The sequence below is a fragment of the Candidatus Villigracilis sp. genome (assembly GCF_057083605.1).
The window spans coordinates 12,263-29,842 of record NZ_JBXMTI010000074.1 but is presented as its reverse complement, the minus strand read 5'-3'; the positions used below and the strand labels follow the sequence as shown (position 1 = coordinate 29,842).

At 48.7% G+C, this 17,580-nt stretch carries 15 protein-coding genes; 11 read left to right on the top strand and 4 right to left on the bottom strand.

Annotated features, from left to right (window positions below; translation table 11 throughout):
• The 3 genes from AC14M5_RS11480 to AC14M5_RS11470 all read left to right on the top strand — a co-directional run bounded on the left by AC14M5_RS11480 (nucleotide 1) and on the right by AC14M5_RS11470 (nucleotide 4,944).
• Nucleotides 1–1,128, top strand: a complete 1,128-nt coding sequence (locus AC14M5_RS11480) for a glycosyltransferase family 4 protein (protein ID WP_484029809.1) — start codon at nucleotides 1–3, stop codon at nucleotides 1,126–1,128.
• A 212-nt stretch (nucleotides 1,129–1,340) separates the two neighbouring features.
• The gene (locus tag AC14M5_RS11475; protein WP_484029808.1) at nucleotides 1,341–2,339 is read left to right on the top strand and encodes an MraY family glycosyltransferase; all 999 of its coding nucleotides are present in this window, start codon (nucleotides 1,341–1,343) and stop codon (nucleotides 2,337–2,339) included.
• A 223-nt stretch (nucleotides 2,340–2,562) separates the two neighbouring features.
• Nucleotides 2,563–4,944 (top strand): glycosyltransferase family 39 protein, encoded by a 2,382-nt coding sequence (locus AC14M5_RS11470; RefSeq protein ID WP_484029807.1) that lies wholly within the window; start codon nucleotides 2,563–2,565, stop codon nucleotides 4,942–4,944.
• Here AC14M5_RS11470 and fabL read toward each other — a convergent pair whose 3' ends face one another.
• The gene (gene fabL, locus AC14M5_RS11465) at nucleotides 4,945–5,718 is read right to left on the bottom strand and encodes an enoyl-[acyl-carrier-protein] reductase FabL (protein ID WP_484029806.1); all 774 of its coding nucleotides are present in this window, start codon (nucleotides 5,716–5,718) and stop codon (nucleotides 4,945–4,947) included.
• A gap of 115 nt (nucleotides 5,719–5,833) precedes the next feature.
• On the opposite strand from fabL, the gene AC14M5_RS11460 reads away from it, so the two are divergent.
• From AC14M5_RS11460 to AC14M5_RS11440, 5 genes are all read left to right on the top strand, one after another.
• A complete protein-coding gene (locus AC14M5_RS11460) occupies nucleotides 5,834–6,697 on the top strand; it encodes a DUF4129 domain-containing protein (RefSeq protein ID WP_484029805.1) in 864 nt (287 codons plus the stop codon).
• Complete coding sequence (locus tag AC14M5_RS11455) at nucleotides 6,655–7,257, top strand: hypothetical protein (RefSeq protein ID WP_484029804.1); 603 nt, start codon at nucleotides 6,655–6,657, stop codon at nucleotides 7,255–7,257. Before AC14M5_RS11460 ends, AC14M5_RS11455 begins: the two co-directional genes overlap by 43 nt.
• The gene (locus AC14M5_RS11450) at nucleotides 7,247–8,209 is read left to right on the top strand and encodes an AAA family ATPase (protein WP_484029803.1); all 963 of its coding nucleotides are present in this window, start codon (nucleotides 7,247–7,249) and stop codon (nucleotides 8,207–8,209) included. The genes AC14M5_RS11455 and AC14M5_RS11450 overlap by 11 nt, the downstream gene beginning before the upstream one ends.
• 318 nt (nucleotides 8,210–8,527) lie before the next feature.
• Complete coding sequence (locus tag AC14M5_RS11445; RefSeq protein ID WP_484029802.1) at nucleotides 8,528–9,817, top strand: DUF58 domain-containing protein; 1,290 nt, start codon at nucleotides 8,528–8,530, stop codon at nucleotides 9,815–9,817.
• Nucleotides 9,814–10,308, top strand: coding sequence for a hypothetical protein (locus tag AC14M5_RS11440; protein WP_484029801.1), 495 nt, complete (start codon nucleotides 9,814–9,816; stop codon nucleotides 10,306–10,308). The genes AC14M5_RS11445 and AC14M5_RS11440 overlap by 4 nt, the downstream gene beginning before the upstream one ends.
• Before the next feature lie 82 nt (nucleotides 10,309–10,390).
• On the opposite strand, the gene AC14M5_RS11435 is transcribed toward AC14M5_RS11440, so the two are convergent.
• Together AC14M5_RS11435 and AC14M5_RS11430 are read right to left on the bottom strand one after the other, a co-directional pair.
• Nucleotides 10,391–10,921, bottom strand: coding sequence for a DUF309 domain-containing protein (locus tag AC14M5_RS11435; RefSeq protein WP_484029800.1), 531 nt, complete (start codon nucleotides 10,919–10,921; stop codon nucleotides 10,391–10,393).
• 3 nt (nucleotides 10,922–10,924) lie between these two features.
• The gene (locus tag AC14M5_RS11430) at nucleotides 10,925–13,981 is read right to left on the bottom strand and encodes an MFS transporter (protein WP_484029799.1); all 3,057 of its coding nucleotides are present in this window, start codon (nucleotides 13,979–13,981) and stop codon (nucleotides 10,925–10,927) included.
• A gap of 80 nt (nucleotides 13,982–14,061) precedes the next feature.
• On the opposite strand from AC14M5_RS11430, the gene AC14M5_RS11425 reads away from it, so the two are divergent.
• On the top strand, nucleotides 14,062–14,550 hold the full coding sequence (locus tag AC14M5_RS11425) for a hypothetical protein (RefSeq protein WP_484029798.1): 489 nt from the start codon (nucleotides 14,062–14,064) through the stop codon (nucleotides 14,548–14,550).
• Nucleotides 14,551–14,552: 2 nt separating this feature from the next.
• Here AC14M5_RS11425 and AC14M5_RS11420 read toward each other — a convergent pair whose 3' ends face one another.
• Nucleotides 14,553–15,152 carry a P-loop NTPase family protein gene (locus tag AC14M5_RS11420; RefSeq protein WP_484029797.1) on the bottom strand — a complete coding sequence of 200 codons (600 nt, stop codon included), beginning with the start codon at nucleotides 15,150–15,152 and terminating at the stop codon, nucleotides 14,553–14,555.
• A gap of 107 nt (nucleotides 15,153–15,259) precedes the next feature.
• On the opposite strand from AC14M5_RS11420, the gene AC14M5_RS11415 reads away from it, so the two are divergent.
• A complete protein-coding gene (locus AC14M5_RS11415) occupies nucleotides 15,260–16,612 on the top strand; it encodes an aminotransferase class III-fold pyridoxal phosphate-dependent enzyme (protein ID WP_484029796.1) in 1,353 nt (450 codons plus the stop codon).
• 206 nt (nucleotides 16,613–16,818) lie between these two features.
• Nucleotides 16,819–17,553 carry a YIP1 family protein gene (locus AC14M5_RS11410; RefSeq protein WP_484029795.1) on the top strand — a complete coding sequence of 245 codons (735 nt, stop codon included), beginning with the start codon at nucleotides 16,819–16,821 and terminating at the stop codon, nucleotides 17,551–17,553.
• Nucleotides 17,554–17,580 lie beyond the last annotated feature (27 nt).

Here is a 17,580-nt window from a genome sequence, read left to right as displayed (position 1 = left end):
ATGACCAAAATCCTCCTTGTTGCAAACACTGATTGGTATCTCTATCGTTTTCGCCTTTTGCTGGCAAAACACCTGCGCACACAGGGGATGGATGTGGTATTTGTTTCTCCAGCCGGGCAATATGTACAGGAGATTAAAGCGGAGGGATTCCGCTGGCTGGAATGGTCTGTGGGCCGTCAGACAATCAACCCGCTTGGGGAAATTAATAGTGTTTTTGATTTGATTCGTATTTTTCAACATGAAAATCCCTCCCTTGTACATTTGCATACCATCAAGGCTGTACTCTACGGCTCATTGGCTGCCAGGCTGGTTAAATTGCCGGCTGTTGTTCGTTCCATTACCGGACGCGGCTATGTGTTTTTGGGCCGTGATCTAAGGGCGATGGTGCTAAAACCTTTCGTCAAGGGGACTTATCGCTTAATGCTCAATGCGGGTGGTGGTGCAACGATTTTCGAGAATCAAACCGATCGTCAATATTTTTTGGATGAAGCCCTTGTTCGCCCGGAGTATTCCTTCGTTATCGAGGGCGTGGGGGTAGATACAGACTATTACTATTCCTCACCTGAACCGGATGGAATCCCAACCGTATTGATGGCTGGCCGCTTGTTGTGGGATAAAGGCGTTGGGACATTTGTTGATGCGGCCCGCCTCCTCAAACAAAAGATGGATGTGCGCTGTATTTTGGTCGGTGAAACCGATCCTGGAAATCCAGCTAGTATCGGCGTTGAAGTGGTGGAAAAATGGGTGGATGAAGGTATAGTGGAGTGGTGGGGCTGGAAAGCAGATATGCGCACTGTGTTTGCCGCTTGCCATCTGGTAGCTCTGCCCAGCCTGGGTGAGGGCATCCCGACTGTTCTACTAGAAGCAGCGGCTTGTGGAAAACCCATTGTGGCAACGGATGTGCCCGGTTGTCGCGATGTTGTCCAAGATGGAGTCAACGGTTTGCTGGTGCCCCCCAATGATCCAGATACATTAGCGTCCGCATTGGCAAGGCTTCTTATGGATCAGCCGTTGAGAGGTAAAATGGGTGAACAAGGACGATTGCTGGTGGAGCAACGTTTTAGTGATCGCCACATTATTGCTCAAACCCTAAAACTTTATCTTCAATTGCTCAATGGCGGGCTATAATTTGGACTGATATCAAGTTTGAATAATATGTTTGCATTCCTTAGTTGATGCCCTGCTGGTTATACAAATATGCGTGCTATTTGCCCGCTGTCTCCTTGCGATAGTGGAAGAAATAGGCAGCGGCGCTATAAAATCCTGTGAATAGGAATTTCGTGATACGGCCCCCCATGGATAATCCATTTTTTTCTCTCGTAATAAGTGCTCTGATAAGTATGATCTTGGGATACCCCGCTGCATTATTGGCAAAGCGATTTAATTTAATGGATATCCCTGGTTCCGCTTCCCACAAAACACATATGAACCCTACTCCACTGGCAGGCGGCCTTTTGCTGGCGGTGACGCTCGCTGTTGTTGCATTTATCCTTCGACCGTGGCTCGGCCGCGAAATTCTCGTAGTATTCACTGGGGCCGCGGTGATATTTCTCTTTGGCGTATGGGATGACTATAAAGGATTATCAGCCTGGCCTAAATTGATGGGTCAACTTATTGCAGTAGCCATTTTGATCTCATTTGAGGTTCAGGTCCAATTTATTACTATTCTCTCCGATGTTTGGCATATATCTCCAGCAGTTGCCCAGTTACTAAATATTATCATTACGCTGTTTTGGGTAATTGGAATCACAAATGCCCTGAATATGATAGACAGTATGGATGGAATTGTGGCCGGGCTTGGTGTGATTGCCTTCGCCTTTTTTCTTGGTGCGACGAAATTATCGGATCAGACTGCGCTTACAGTTTGGTCTGCGGTCCTGCTAGGTATTTGCACAGGGCTGTATTTTTGGAATAAAACGGCCTCCAAATTCTTTCTTGGTGATTCAGGGGCGCAAACGCTGGGCTTTTTACTTGCTTCATTTAGCATCATGTATAATCCCCTAAATCGTGATCCCGAATCCTCCTGGATTGTGCCGATCATGTTACTGGGCGTTCCGATTTTCGATACAACGCTTGTGGTTTTATCTCGTATCAGGAGAAAACAGGCTGTGGGGAGTGGCAGGCGTGATCATACCTACCATCGTCTGATTGCACTGGGTTTTTCTCCGCGATTTTCCGTGTTAATCACTCACGTAGCGGCGCTGACCATCAGCTTCCTTGCTTTTCTAACCCTTTACCTACCCCCATTTATTGCCATGATTTTCTTTTTATTAACAATCTTCTGCGGGATAATAGTTTTGTTGTGGTTGGAGCGAAGGCCTACCCTGGATGACCAATAGGAAACAAATACCCGTGCGCAAAATGATTGAATACCTCCGCCAATGGCACCAGCCCCACTTTGTACTGGTTTTTTATGCTGGATTTTTAGCGTGTGGGGCATTATTCACTCTTTTGTCAGTGCTGAGTTCACGGTCAGAGTCAAGCAATGCTTTCTTTTTGGGTTACTCGTTGGAAAGAGTCCTGCTTGGAGTTGGCCTTCTCTTATTATTTCTGATTTTCACCATGTTGACCACGAAGCTGGCTCAGAAACCCGAATGGCCGCGCCATTTGTGGGATGTTGCGTTTAATAACCAGGCCATCAATGCGACAATACTAGGGATTGCCCTCATCTTTTTTTTAATATGTTGGATAGTATTATTTTGGCCCTTGTATCGGTTTTCAGGGAATATGGCGGGATATGCCATCCAGTTGAAAGCTGTCATTGTGTGGCTTGCAGTTGTCAGCGCGGCCACGATGCTTTTAATCCTGTTCGAGCGTGGAAAGGAATCAATTAAGACGATCATCCTAATGAACAGGACTGCAGTTAGGATAGCCCTCATCGTTTTTGGGCTATCTCTTCTTACGGGAGCGCTGGTTGTTCTCACCGGTATTGGCGTTCGCCACCCCGGAGATTATTGGTATGGCACTGGCGTGCCGGTGATGGGATTGCAAATCTTGTTCTCGCTGTTGGTGGGCATGTTCGTCATGTGGATGGACACCACAGCCAAACGGAACGATACAAAAGCATCTGAGTGGCTTATCTGTATTGTGATTTTTCTGATAACGGCCTGGCTCTGGGCGCGCGAACCGTTACTTCCAAATTTCTTTATGCCGGACACGGCTAAAAATGTTCTTTATCCATATTCAGACAGCGCAACGTTTGATACGGGGAGTCAATTTGCTTTGATCGGACAGGGACTTTTTAATAATCAGTTTTTTGATCGCGCACTTTATAGTGCTTTTTTAACATACCTGCATACTTTATTCGGCCAAGACATGGAACAAATCCTGACTGCCCAGGCCATTATTTATGCGGTTTTTCCGGTAATCGTGTATCTGCTGGTCAGGGAATTACATAGCCGCGCATTAGGCGTCTCAGCGGCGATATTGATTTTACTGCGCGGAGTGAATTCGCTTGCATCTGCCACCTGGATTGATCTTGCCAGCCCAAAAATGATATTGACAGATTTCCCTACTGCAATTGGCATTGCATTGCTTATACTGTTTGTTTTTAAGTGGTTGAAAGAACCAGCCGGGGTCAACTTTGCAGTCTGGTCAGGCGGTATCATTGGCCTGACGTTAATGCTCAGAATTCACGTACTTTTGCTCGTGCCGTTCATAATAGTTTACGTGTTGTTATTTGGGGTACGGCCTCGCTGGAATTATCGGGTAATTGGCTCCCTGGCGTTTATATTTGGAATGCTTGCTGCCACAACGCCCTGGGAGATCCGAAACCGCTCGATGGGCCTGCCCATGTTCTATATGTATTATGCACGCATCCAACTAATCCTTCGAGCGCGTTACGGGGACACATATCTTCCACCCACGCCCTCCATGGGTTCCAGCCTTCGAGATTCGCGTGCTCGAATTGCTTCTGGAGAAATATTAAGATCACATGCCGCGTATCCATTGGAGATCGGTGAGTGTAATACTCGCGTTTGTAATATTGTCAATCACTTTTTTCACAATTTAATCACATCCGTGCTTTTTCTGCCAACATCTTTCACGCTTGATGATTTGTGGAACATCATAAAAGAGGGCGTGCCTTTTTGGAGAGCAGGTTGGACAGGGGGAGGTGTTGGCATAACCCAGGGTGTTTTTATTGCGATAAACCTGGCCATGGTTTCCTTGGGAGTGGGGGCTGCATGGGAGCGTAACAGATTTATTGGCCTTCTACCTGCGGCAGTTTTTCTGGTTTATATATTGTCTAACGCTTTGGTGCTTACATCCGGTGGACGATATATTACCCCGGTGGATTGGATCATTTGTGTTTATTACATGGCTGGTCTTTTGCAGGTTGCAGCCTGGGCAATGCGTAAGGCAGGGGTTATTTTGACTTTTCAGAATTTACCGTCTGAAGCTAAGGCGGAAATTCCTTTCAGCTATCCCAGAGTTATTTTCGCTTTTGTAATAATATTTATGATCGGTTCATTAGTTCCGATTGCCGAATTGCCTTTTGAAAGGCGGTATCAGGCTTCTTCAGTGGATGAAACGCTTGATATGTTGGAACAAAAGGGGATGCTCGAGCAAACCAGTTTTAGCAAGAATGATCTTTCAACGTTTCTAGCTAACCCACAGGCGGATATGCTTGTTGGCAGGCTGCTTTATCCACGCTTTTATCGTGCGGGGCAGGGGGAGATGGATCGGCATTATCCCTATGTGCGGCTTGATTATCCGCGCCTTGTATTTTTAACAATAGGGCCGTTTGATACTGGTCAACAGAGTGTGATTATCGCGGGTGACAAACCTAAGTTTAATTTCCACGCGGCAGATGTGGTAGTGATAGGTTGCAAGAACGAGTTACACTTGGACGCCATAGCCGTCTTTATCTTATCGGAGCCAGAGTATGTCTATTTGCGTTCGCCTCAGCCTGCTCTCCAATGCCCGTTCCCTGAGCCCGAATGATCATTGTGGTATTGGCAATGTGTACCCGCCATCCACTACGATGGTTTGACCTACGATCATGGATGCAGATGGGGAACATAGAAACTCGACGACTCCTGCAACTTCTTCCGGGGTGATAAGACGACCTGCGGGGACTTGCTCGATAAATTTTTGCAGGATTTGATCCTGATTGCCCATGGACGTGAAGTAATTCAACGCATCTGTCTCAACAATGCCTGGTGACACAGCGTTGACATTGATTCCCTTTGAGATCAACTCGACACCCAGATAGCGGGTCAGCGATTCTAAAGCCGCTTTGCTTGCGCCGACCACAACATAGTCAGGCAGCACACGCACAGACCCCGCGCTCGAAATACTGACAATTTTCCCTCCACCGCGTTTTTCCATAAGAGTTGTTGCTCGTTGTGCAGCAAATAATAAAGCGCGGGCGTTGATATTCATCGTCCAGTCCCAGCCTTTTGGTTTCTGCTGCATAGCGGGGCGATTGTAGCCCGAAGCTGCATTGTGGACAAGAATATCCAGCCCGCCGAATTCCTTTTCGACTTCATCGAAGAGACGGTTGATGTCATCGATGTCGCCCACGTCTGCTTTGACAAGTAATGCGCGGCGGCCAAATTTTTCCACTTCACGGGCTGTCTCTTCGGCGGGTGTACGGTTGCGAAAGAAATTGACGATCACATCTGCGCCATGTTGGGCGAAGTGCAGGGCAATGGCTTTACCAATTCCGCGCCCTGAACCTGTAACAAGAGCAATTTTGTTTGTAAAAGTAGACATGGGATTCTTTTCCTGATTTTTGATTGGCAGTATACCAGAGCGCACTTTTAGAAAAACCCTACTACAGGCGGTCTGTCGCTAAACAAGTTCTTGGTAAAATAACTCAGGTAACCTTATGAAATCCCTCTTTAACGGTAAAACATGGATACTCCTGTTGGCGTTTGCCGCGCTGATCGGGTTGGTCGTCCTTGCCTCGGGTTTGAGCGGAATGAAATTCGATCAGCCGCGCATGGAGGTGGTTGAGAATTTTTTCAGGCTTTCAAATACTGGAGATTCACAAGATACAACTCAATATTCATGGTTTCGATATTTTGTAGTTGGCATGTTCATTGTGTTGTTTCTGGTCATGCTCGGGCCTATCCGCCCGCAGACCACCAAGAGCTTGATCTCACAACTTGCCCGCCTTTTAGGATTCGCTTTTATTGTAATGCTCGTCCTGGGACGTATGGCTCGAAACAACTTGTCATTATTTGGGGACGAACAATCTCTTACACCTGTGCCAGGCTCGAACGGAGAACCGCAAGCTTTCACTCAACCGCAAGTTTCATCACAGTGGGAGTTTTGGATCATATCGTTGATCGCTGTTGGAATTAGCGCGGTTGCCATTGTTCTCTTCAATCGCTTTGTAGATCGCTGGTTTCAGCCAAAAACAGGGCTGGAAGAGATCGCTGAAATTGCCCGCTCCGCATTGAACGACCTTTCCAAAAACAAAGAATCCAGAAATGTCATCATCCGTAGTTATGTGCGTATGAATGCGGCAGTGAATGAACACCGAGGTATTACCCGTGACGAGGCAATGACTCCGACTGAGTTTGCGGAGAAACTTGAAAGAGCAGGCTTACCCAGCGAAGCCATCAATGGATTGACGCAGGTGTTCGAGAAAGTCCGCTATGGGGGGCAGAATGTCAGCGCGGAGGAGATCAAGGAGGCCAAGCATTGTCTGACCAGCATTCTGACGGCATGCGAAGCGAGACCCTAAAGGCCTGGAAGCCGCTTCTTTCCATCGCCTTATTGATTTTGATCGCAATTATTTTATTTCCCTTGCGCCATGCAGTGGCTGGCGTAGTAGTTCGATTCGGCGCATATCTGGTTTGGTCTGTGAACATTCTCGGACAGGTGATCCCTCAACAGGTATTATGGTTATTTTTATTGATCTTGATCCTCTACATTGCAGTAGGAAGTTTTTATGGAAAACGCTTCAGCGAAGAATCAAGCCCGCAGGACAGCTCACCAATTATCGGCGCGGTGGAAGCGATGGCGGGATACATCGAGGAAAGACACCGCGGAATCTATTTCAAATGGCAGATCGCCAACCTCTTGGGCAAAGTCCAGCAGACAATTCAACAAACTGCTTCGGGCCGAATTCCGCTGCCATCAAAGAAAGTACAGGCTTTTCTGGATGCGGGGGTGAGTACATCCTACGCGGATTATGCGCCTGATGGAATTTTGTTGAGAAGTACATCCAACCCGCTCGACATTGAATTGGAACAAGTGGTGGATTATCTTGAGGAGCAAATGGAGATCAAACATGAACAGTAAGATCAACGATGTTGCGGCGGCTTCGCAAAAGGTAATGAATGAAGTGGAGCGGGCGGTGGTTGGCAAACGCAGTGTGTTGGAGATGATCATGTCTGCGGTGCTGGCGGGCGGACACGTGCTGTTGGAAGATTACCCCGGGCTTGGCAAAACTTTGATCGCTCGTTCATTCGCCGCCGTGTTGGGACTCGATTTCAAACGCATTCAATTTACACCTGACCTTTTGCCCGGTGATATTACTGGCAGCTATGTATTAGATCGCACTCACAACCGTTTTCAATTGCGGCAGGGCCCGATCTTTTCAAACATCGTACTTGCGGATGAGATCAACCGTGCGTCGCCCAAAACACAATCGGCATTGCTCGAAGCCATGCAAGAGGGACAGGTAACTCTTGAAGGCGAGACCATGCCTTTGCCCGATCCTTTCCTGGTGATGGCAACTCAAAACCCAATTGAATACGAAGGCACGTTCCCTTTGCCTGAAGCGCAATTGGATCGCTTCATGCTCAAACTTTCAATTGGTTATCCCGATGTGGCGGAAGAAAAGGAAATTTTGAATCGCCGCCATACACGCCGCCAGGATGAAGTGGAGTTGAAATCGGTAACCACTGCCGCAAAGTTGATCAAGATGTGCGCAACCGTTGAGTCTGTGCATGTTGATCCTGATCTTGAGGAATATATCGCCCGCCTTGTGCATGAAACCCGCAATGACCGCCGCGTGGCGGTGGGAGCAAGCCCGCGTGCTTCACTGGCTTTCTTGAAAATGGCGCGCGCTCATGCCGCCTTGAATGGACGTGATTTTATTTTGCCCGATGATATTAAGCGTTTTGCTGGCCCCATCCTTTCTCATCGAATCATTCTTTTGCCGGAGTACTGGGTGGCGCGGGATATCACCTCTGTGGTGATTAGCGATGTCTTGAGAAAAGTTGCTGTGCCAGTGGTTGCGGGAGCGTAATGAATCCGCTAATCTTCGCTAATGCCCTTAAGCTATCGGCGCATAAACCTTTTAGAGAGTGTTTAATAAATCAGAATTCACCACAGATAAACACGGATGAACACCGATTTTTGATAAAACACGTGGTGGAATCGCTTTTAAATCCAGTTTATCTGCGTTCATCTGTGGTTAAAAACGAATATCAAAACGCTCTCTAAGAGGCCTCTTGCAAAAGTCGCTTGTAGGTCAGGCTTGCAGCCTGACGCTTTTTGAAAAATATAATTTGGCAGGTTACAAACCTGCCCTACAATTACCTATACAAGAGGTTTGAGGAATTAAATGAGTCGTATCGCTCTGTTGGCAGCCTTAATCTACCTCGTCATTCTTGCTGGCGTCGGCACGTTGAATGGGGCAATGGTGGCGCTGGCCCTGCCTTTGGTTTTGTATTTATTGGCGGGGTTATGGCGCGGGCCAGAAGAACTAAATCTTTCCGCCGAACGCACTATCAGCGCGGAAAGAATCGCGCCTGGCGATCAAGTCACCGTTGAATTGAAAATCACAAATCATGGCGGGGCATTGGAGCAGGTTTTGCTTTACGATCCGCTGCCCGCTTTCCTCAAAGTTGTTGAAGGTTCGTCAAGCAGATTAGTAAACCTGCCTGCACACGCAAGCATTTCATGGTCTTATGTTTTGCGCGGCAGACGCGGCAGTCATTTCTTTGGAGAAATCAAAGCGATTGCTGAAGATAGTTTGGGATTGATGGTCAAACGCGCGGTTCTTCCCACCCGCGGACAGTTGCTCGTACTACCCGCAGTGGCTCGCGTCCGACATATTGCCATTCAGCCTCGCCAGACGCGTGTGTATTCGGGAGTCATTCCCGCACATCAAGGCGGCACAGGAATCGAGTTCTTCGGCCTGCGTGAATATCAGGTGGGGGATTCGCCGCATCACATCAACTGGCGTGCTTCGGCGAAACAAGGCGATGTACTTTATTCCAATGAATATGAACAGGAGCGCGTTGCGGATGTCGGCATCGTGCTGGATGGCAGGCGGCGCCTCAATGAATTCAGCAGCGGACGTTCCATCTTTGAAGATTCTGTGCTGGCTGCGGTGGCTATATCATCTTCCCTGCTTTCAGAAGGGAATCGGGTTGGCCTCTTCATTTTTGGCAAACGCAATAAATGGACCTCGCCCGGCTATGGAAAACGTCAACGCGAAAGAATCATGCAGGACCTTTCCCTGGCAGAGACGGGGGAAAGCCAGAATTTCAATTCGTTAGTGATTCCGCGCAAACTATTTCCGCCCAACTCGCAGATCATTCTCATCAGTCCTCTGGGTGCGGGTGACGCGTCCCTGTTGATGCAATTGCGCGCACGCGGCTACCAACTGATGGTCATCAGCCCGGACCCAGTTTCCTTTGAGGCACGTGGGCTTGGAGACCGTCCCTCGGTGAAACTTGCCGCCCGCATTGCAAGGCTTCAGCGCGAGGTTTTATTGCGCGAACTGCGTCGTGCCGGCGTACCAATTGTCAGTTGGGATGTGGCGCTTCCGTTTGAACAGGCTGTACGCGCCTCTCTGAGCCGTCCAGCCGCATTTTTACACGCCATCCAGCGTGGAGTGGGCAAATGACACGTTTTCTGATTTACGGGTCGATTTTTGCCTCTACTGCTGCCCTGGCGGCTGGACTGCTCGCAAAGGATTACATTTCCTCCGCCATAACTGTTGCACTACTAGGCGTGGCCTGGATCGTCCTTTTTATGCGTGGTTTGCACCGCTTCTCCGGGCTTGTGTTTGCAATTTTCACGATCATTTCACTAGCCTGCCTTTGGGTGGGCGTTTCCCCCTGGCTGGCCCTGGCAGGTGTGATATTTTCCCTGCTTGCCTGGGACTTGACCAAATTTTTCCAGCGCCTGCAAATGACGGATAGCCCGCAGGATGCACATAAAATGGAACGCGCCCATTTGGCACGCCTTGGTCTTGTGATCGGCTTGAGTGTGGCGGGTTATGTTGCCGCAACCCGCATCCACGTCACATTGACATTTGGCGCAGCGGCTTTGCTTGCTCTTTTGGGTATCTGGGGAATTAGCGCACTGGTCTATCGCTTACGCAGTCACGAATAATCCCTCATCCCCAACCCTTCCCCCGAAGGGGAAGGGAGTCCCCTCTCCTTTCGGGAGAGGGTTAGGGTGAGGGCGCGTATTCTCAATCAAAATAAATATTCAGATCAGAACAATCAAAACGATTCCCGCAATTGGGGCAGCTAACTTTGCAATTCTTCTCGTGCATCTCGCTGCCACAGCGATCACAGATCCAAGTTTTTCTGCTCTCGCCGCCATCCTCGGCGGCATTCCATATAATCTGCTTGAAAAGGGATTTATCAAATTCATGAATATTTTCTTTCCCCAACTTTTCCACTTCTTTCATCACCCGTTCGGCATTGTCTCTTAATTTCCTCACTTGAATTCCCCTGCAAACTTCAGGCCAATTCTTCAGCCATCTCATGCTTCGCCCATAAACCTTGACCGCACCATCATAATTCCCGCGTGTGATGTGCAGATACGTCACTGCGATTTGCAAAATCCCCCGATACAACTCGCGCACTTCGCCAATCTCATCCTTCCAGGCCGCCTCCAACTCTTCATGCGCCTCGAAGAATTTCCCTTCGTTAAACAGCTTCATTCCCTCAATTGCTTTTTGGTGCAAAACACCATTGCAATCAGATTCAGCCTTCATTCTTCATCCCTTTTCCGCGTGCAACTCCATCACCTCCCGTACCCGCGCCCGCAGATTCCCCGTCAACATTTGGATGGTGCCCATCGCCACTTCAACCCGATCAGACATCAATTCATAGAACGGTTCCTGGTCGAGTCGAAACAACAACGTATCTTCCGTCGCGCGGATGGTCGCACTGCGCGGCTCGGTATCCAGCAGTGCCAGCTCGCCAAAGACAGCGCGCTCGCCGAGCGTATTCAACACCCGCTCACCATCCATCACCGCCACCTTACCATTCACGATAATGAACATACTGCTGCCTTGTTCGCCCTTTTCCACAATGTTCGTCCCCGCAGGCACTTCCATCTCACTAATGATCTCGCTCAATTCTGCCAGCGCATCATCGGGTGTTGTCTTGAACAAATTCACCGATCTTAAGATCAAAACTTTTTCAACAGTTGAATGCATCTCAGCCTTTCCTTTCATCATCGCGTGCGCGCAAATTTTCAGCCAACCTTGCGAGCACTCCACAAGTTCATGTAGTGAAATCGTTTCATTAATGCCAATTTTCTTGCAAACTTCTTTTCCGTGAAGTTCTTCTGCAAGCGGCACCATAATTAATTTGATGTCGCGCGGCAAAATCGTATCCAGCGTCTCAATAGCATAAGACAGTTTCGCTTCATTGCGTTGATTGATAATTCGTCGCGCATTCAGGATGGCTTTGCGATCATGGATGAACGATAGTAAATAAAATAATCTTTCGCGCGCATGTTTGAGTTCAATGCGGATGGCCTGCGCCGCAAGACTCATCCCATCTTCTGATTCTATCTCCCGCAAAGCAGAGTACAACACCCGTACATCCGCCGCTTCATTCTTAACCTGAGCCTGAATCTCACCATTGACATTGCCAGCGCTAAAGCCGCATTCGCTCAATGCCGAGAGCACCGCTTCGCGTAAGTCATTCTCAGGGACGGCGATATGAGCCAGCAGCAGATTCGCCACAGCCTCTCCGCGAATGTTCCCGCAAATGCGTGTCAATTTGATTCGCGCAGCTTTTGGAAAGTCCTTGTTTGCCAATCCGCTTTCGATAAGCGGCAAAGCGGATTCGCCGCCTGCTTCCAGTGCTTTTGCGGCGGCATCGCGTGTGTGTTGATGGGTGAGCGCATCCACTACCTTTGGCCAAAGATTTTTACTCTGGATTTTCCCAACTGCCAGCAAAGCCTCACGCCGAACGGATGTTTCTTCATCATCCAATAGTTTTTCAAGCACATCATCATAACCCGATGACCCAAACTTCCTCAGCGCCTGTGCCGCCAATACCCGATTTTGCGGAGACTTATGGCTTGCCAGTTTCTCCAACTTTTCACGTGAAATGGAAATGCCGTTTTCGCCGCCATATTTTAATAATCCCACTAGCGCGCCAAAGGTATCTGCCGAATTGCTTGAATTCAAATACGGGAGAATCAAGTTGACATCTTCTGCTGTCAACGCAGAAAATGCCTGCACGGCTGCTGTTCGGTTTTGGGGCAAGTCTTCTTTCTTGATGTGCCCAGGAAGATCCTGGCGGGCTTCAGCAGGTTTGAGTCTTTCGATCCGTTCCAACACGGAAACACGGACTTTGGACGAGGCATGACCCAATAAAGGAATCAATTCACTTTTTAGCTTGGGGTGATTGAGTTCTTCCAGTAAATCCAGCGAGTAGATGACTGTCCCTTCGTGCTGGCTTTTTAGACTTTTGATCAATATCTGCGTGTTGATCTCTTCCACGTTGATCAAGTCTTCACGTTTGAGGCGGCGTTTGTTGATGGCTTCCACAAGTTGTTTGGGGTAAGCGTTTGCAAGTACAACGCTCAACAAGAGCCAGCCAACTGCGAGCAGGATGTAAACAAATGAAAGTTGGATCGCATCAAATTTTAAAATATTAGAAAGTAAGGTGAGTAATAAACCTGCGATGCCAATCGCCGCAGGTTGGATGATCCCCTCGCCAATGGCGCGGGCTTTCGGGCGCATCGCGTCTGAAATGGGTTGATACAAAATGGATGAAGCAGACTGATCGAGGGTGAAGCCGAGTCCCTCGTTGTTAAATTTCCCTGCTATTGCAAACCAGAACAGGCCCAAGGTCCAGGAAGAGGCGAAGATGCCTATGGATGCGAATCCGCTCATTGAGAGGATCAAGGCAATTGGCGTGGTCAGCAATCCAGCCCATAATCCATATTTGCTGATGATGCGGCCTGTCAGAAAAGTATCTGTGATAAAGCCGAGCAAACCGACCATGCTAAAAAATCCGCCGATGAAGCCTGCGCTCTCGGCGGTGTTGGGATATTGAATGGAGGTCATGTTGTAGAAGATGGCATCCATCACAAAATACGCCACGCGCCAGATCGCGGCAATTGCGAAGACCAGCAGAATGTAACGGTTGCGGAATAATGCGCTGGTGGGAGGTTGTGCTTGTGGGGCAGAGTCTATAAATTGCGCCTTCGGTTTTTTTACACCACGCAAGATAACACCCTGAATGAGCAAGGCAATGAATAAACAAATGGCAACTACAAAATAAATATTTTCTGTGCCGAGCAGTTTTGCGAGAGTCCCCGTGAATGGGCCTGCGACAACATACGAAAGCCACGAACCTGCATTGAGCAAACCAAAAAGGCGTTTGCCCTGACGCACATCGAAGATGTCAGCGGCGAGGGTCCAGAAGGCGAGTACGGCCAGGTTGATGAGAGTTTGAGTCCAGATGGGGAGGAACAGAGCCAGCCATTTAGATGGGGCAACTGCGAGACCCGCACGTAGAACAAGTGTGATGACTGAAATAAATAAGACGGTCAGCCAGAGCCACTTTGCAAGCGTGACGCGTTCGGATATTTTTAGAAATACAGCCGTGATGGATGAGACAACAATTGCGATGCCGATGTATGTAAAAGGGATGGCGGAGGCATCCCAATATTCCAAAAACAAAGGCATGGAGATGGTTTGCGCGAAGAGCATGGCGGCGCCCATGAAAAAATATTGTGCCAGCATGAGATATACGTTGCGGCGTTCATCGGGGCGGATGTTAAGGATGATGTCGATTCGCGAAGGCATAATTTGGATAGTTTCGGTAGTATATCATGCAGGTTCTTTTCAGATGATAAAATGCGTTCAGATATTTTGCGGAGAATCTCTTGAGTATCATTGCGCTTATATTTAGTATTGTCATCGGCGTGGGTTCGCTTGCGTGGGGATATGCAGGCACGGGACTCAATGGCCTTGTACCGTGGATCATCGCTTTTGGAATTTTGTGGTTGGCATCCTACTGGCGCGGTTGGAAATGGTTTTCATCGCTGGGATTATTCTTTTGCCTATTGCTTGCCATCATCGGTTTGCTGCTAAATTTTCAAATTGGCTGGATGTTCAGCAGTGCGATCTTTGCGTTGTTTGCATGGGATATGACGGAGCTTCGAGAAAAACTGTACCTTATGACTGCGCGTGATGACGTCAGGGGTGTGGAGCGGCGTCATATTGCGCGGGTCAGCTTTTTCGCATTCGGCGGTTTGTTATTTGCATCCATATTAATGTTGTTATGGGGGCAGATAACTTTGGAATGGGAAATTTTCCTGCTGGGTGTAACTTTGCTGGGGTTGATGCAAATTGTTGCGTGGATAAAGAAGTGATATCACGCTTTCCCATCTGGGACTTTGCAAGCGTGACCTACGTGGTTCATCCATTCTTCCGTTGCGCGCGGATGTTTGAAATGAATTAATTTCAAATGTGCATGTTCAGGCTGGGAAAGTAAAAGCGGGGTGACGCGTTTACGCCGCCAATAGGTTTTGAATAGCCAGTTGAATAAAGAATCCTCTGACCAAAATTTTAGATGCACCAAAAATGTCTCGCGGTTGCCATTCCACAATTCTTCCTGAGTCACTGCGCGGCGGATTGTGCGGATGAGCATCCGCCAGAACACGATATGAAATGGATAATCCAGCCAAATGACTGCTTGTGCCTTGGGCCAGATCAAATCACGCACGACATGATAATTTCCCGCCACCACCCAACCTGATGAATGGCCGCTCTGACCGTGCTGTAAGCTGGTCGCTGTTTCGACGCGCTTTCGGAACACTTCAAGCTCTGCTTCCTTCCAGTTTGGTTCCCAATGCAATGCATCCAACTCAACGAAATCCAGATCGAGTTTATTGGCAAGCCGCTCTGCCAAAGTGGACTTGCCCGAAGATGTCGTGCCGATTACAACGATGCGTTTGAACGGAAAGGTATTCATAGAACGCGGGATTATAATTTACAAATCGTGGCCTCGATACACCCCTCGGAAAACACTTGGGGTTACTCGACCATCAATCGAAAATCGTAAATCAAAAATGAGGTTCCATGTTTGACCTTCCCGATGATGAAATTCTCCCGCTCTCCAAGGAACATGTCTTTTGGACGTGGTCTGCGCAAGCCAAAGTAAACCCGATTGCAGTGAAACGAGCCAAAGGTGTGTACTTTTGGGATGTGGACGATAAGCGCTACCTCGATTTCAACTCAATGACGATGTGTGTCAATATTGGTCACGGCAATGAGCGCGTGATCAAAGCTATACAGGACCAAGCTGCGGAATTGCCCTATGCCGCGCCAGGCATGGCCACGAAAATCCGCGCGATTGCGAGCAAGGCTGTGGCTGAAGTTACACCCAAAGGTGCGTTGAGCAAGGTTCTCTTCACCCTCGGTGGGGCGGATGCGAATGAGAATGCCATCAAACTTGCACGTGGTTATACAAAACGCCATAAGATTTTGTCCCGCTATCGTTCCTATCATGGCGCATCCGCTGGGGCGATGGCCGCCACTGGTGACCCACGCCGCGTGGCATGGGAGCCGAATTTGATGACAGGGATTGTTCACTTCCTCGACCCGTATCGCTATCGTTCCACCTTTCATCGTGCGAACCCGAATATTTCAGAAGAGGAATTCACGCGTGATTATCTCAATCATTTGGAAGAGATCATTCTCTACGAAGGCCCTGAATCCATTGCGGCGATTCTGATGGAGTCGGTTACGGGCACAAATGGCATCATCATCCCGCCGCAAGGATATATGCAGGGCGTGCGTGCCTTGTGTGATAAATATGGCATCCTGATGATCTGTGATGAAGTCATGAGCGGTTTTGGCCGTACAGGCAAAATGTTCGCAGTGGAGCACTGGGACGTTATTCCAGACATGATCACAATGGCGAAAGGGCTCACGTCTGCGTATGCGCCTTTGGGAGCCGTTGCGATGAAGCCGATGATTGCTGCGGCTTTCGATGAACATGCCTTTGAAAGCGGGCTGACATATACCTCGCATCCCATTTCATTGGCGGCGGCTGTGGCGAACATACAGGTGATGAGGGAGGATAAAATCGTCGAGCACGCGGCAGGTATGGGCGGAGTCTTGAGGCGCATGTTGACCGATCTCGGCGAAATACATCCGTCCGTTGGCGAAGTCCGCAATATCGGTTTGTTCGGCATCATCGAATTGGTCAAAAATAGAAAAACCAAGGAACCCATGGCGCCGTGGAACGGGTCATCACCTGAGATGGCTGCGCTGCGAAAATATTGTGTGGATCACGGATTATTTTTATACACACACTGGCATACTGTGTTGATCATTCCGCCATTGATCATTAATGAGGAGCAATTGAAGGAAGGCTTTGATGTTTTGGATGATGCATTGGAGATCACGGATAAAGCTGTGAATCAATAACTTACCGTACGTGTCAAATCGTGATTCCCTGAGCGTAGCGAAGGGTCTCTACCACAGGAATATGAGATGCTCACCGCACTGGCGCGCGGTGCAAGTGTCGCTGCGCTCAGCATGACACTGCGTAAAGTGAATCAATAATTGCCACTGGACTTTTTATTTTGAGCAAGTACAATTGAATAAATCATTTAACAAAAGGAGAATGAGAAATGGAACAAATGCCGTCCAATATGCCGATCATGGAATCCAAGCCCGGTCCCGCTGGCTGGATGCCGGTCTGGATCAAGGCTGTCACCAAGCCCAGCGAACAGACCTTTGTGGAAATTACAGAACATCCTGATGCCACCGCCAAAACGGCCTTCATCTGGGTCTTTATTGCAGGGCTGGTTTCAGGACTTGCTCAAGCGGTTTTGCAGCTCATTTACGCGGCAACAGGGACAACGCCTCAATTGCCAATTCCTGGTTTGGAGCAATATGCACCCAGCGGTGGCGGTGAAGTAGGCACAATTGGTATAACCCTTGTCATGTTTTTATGCATCGCACCGGTTTTGAGTATTATCTTTTTTGCAATTGGGACAGCCATCGTCCAATGGATCGCGAAACTGTTTGGCGGTCTGGGTTCTTTCGATAAACTCGCATATGCACTGGCCGCAATCACTGTGCCGTTCACGCTGGTTTCTGCGGTGCTAAGCCTGTTCACGGCGATACCTTTTGTAGGAGCCTGCACCGGCCTGCTTTCGCTTGGATTAACCCTTTACGTAATTGTGCTGGAGGTGATGGCGGTTAAAGGTGTAAATCGATTTGGCTGGGGCCCGGCTATCGGCTCTGTCTTCATCCCAGGCTTGGTCGTCTTCGTATTTATTTGTTGCATTGTGATCGCAGGTTTGTCATTGCTCGGCCCTGTGATCGGCAATGTTTTTGAAGGCTTACCGGTTGCTCCATAAAATTTGATCTTCCGTAAATAAAAGTGG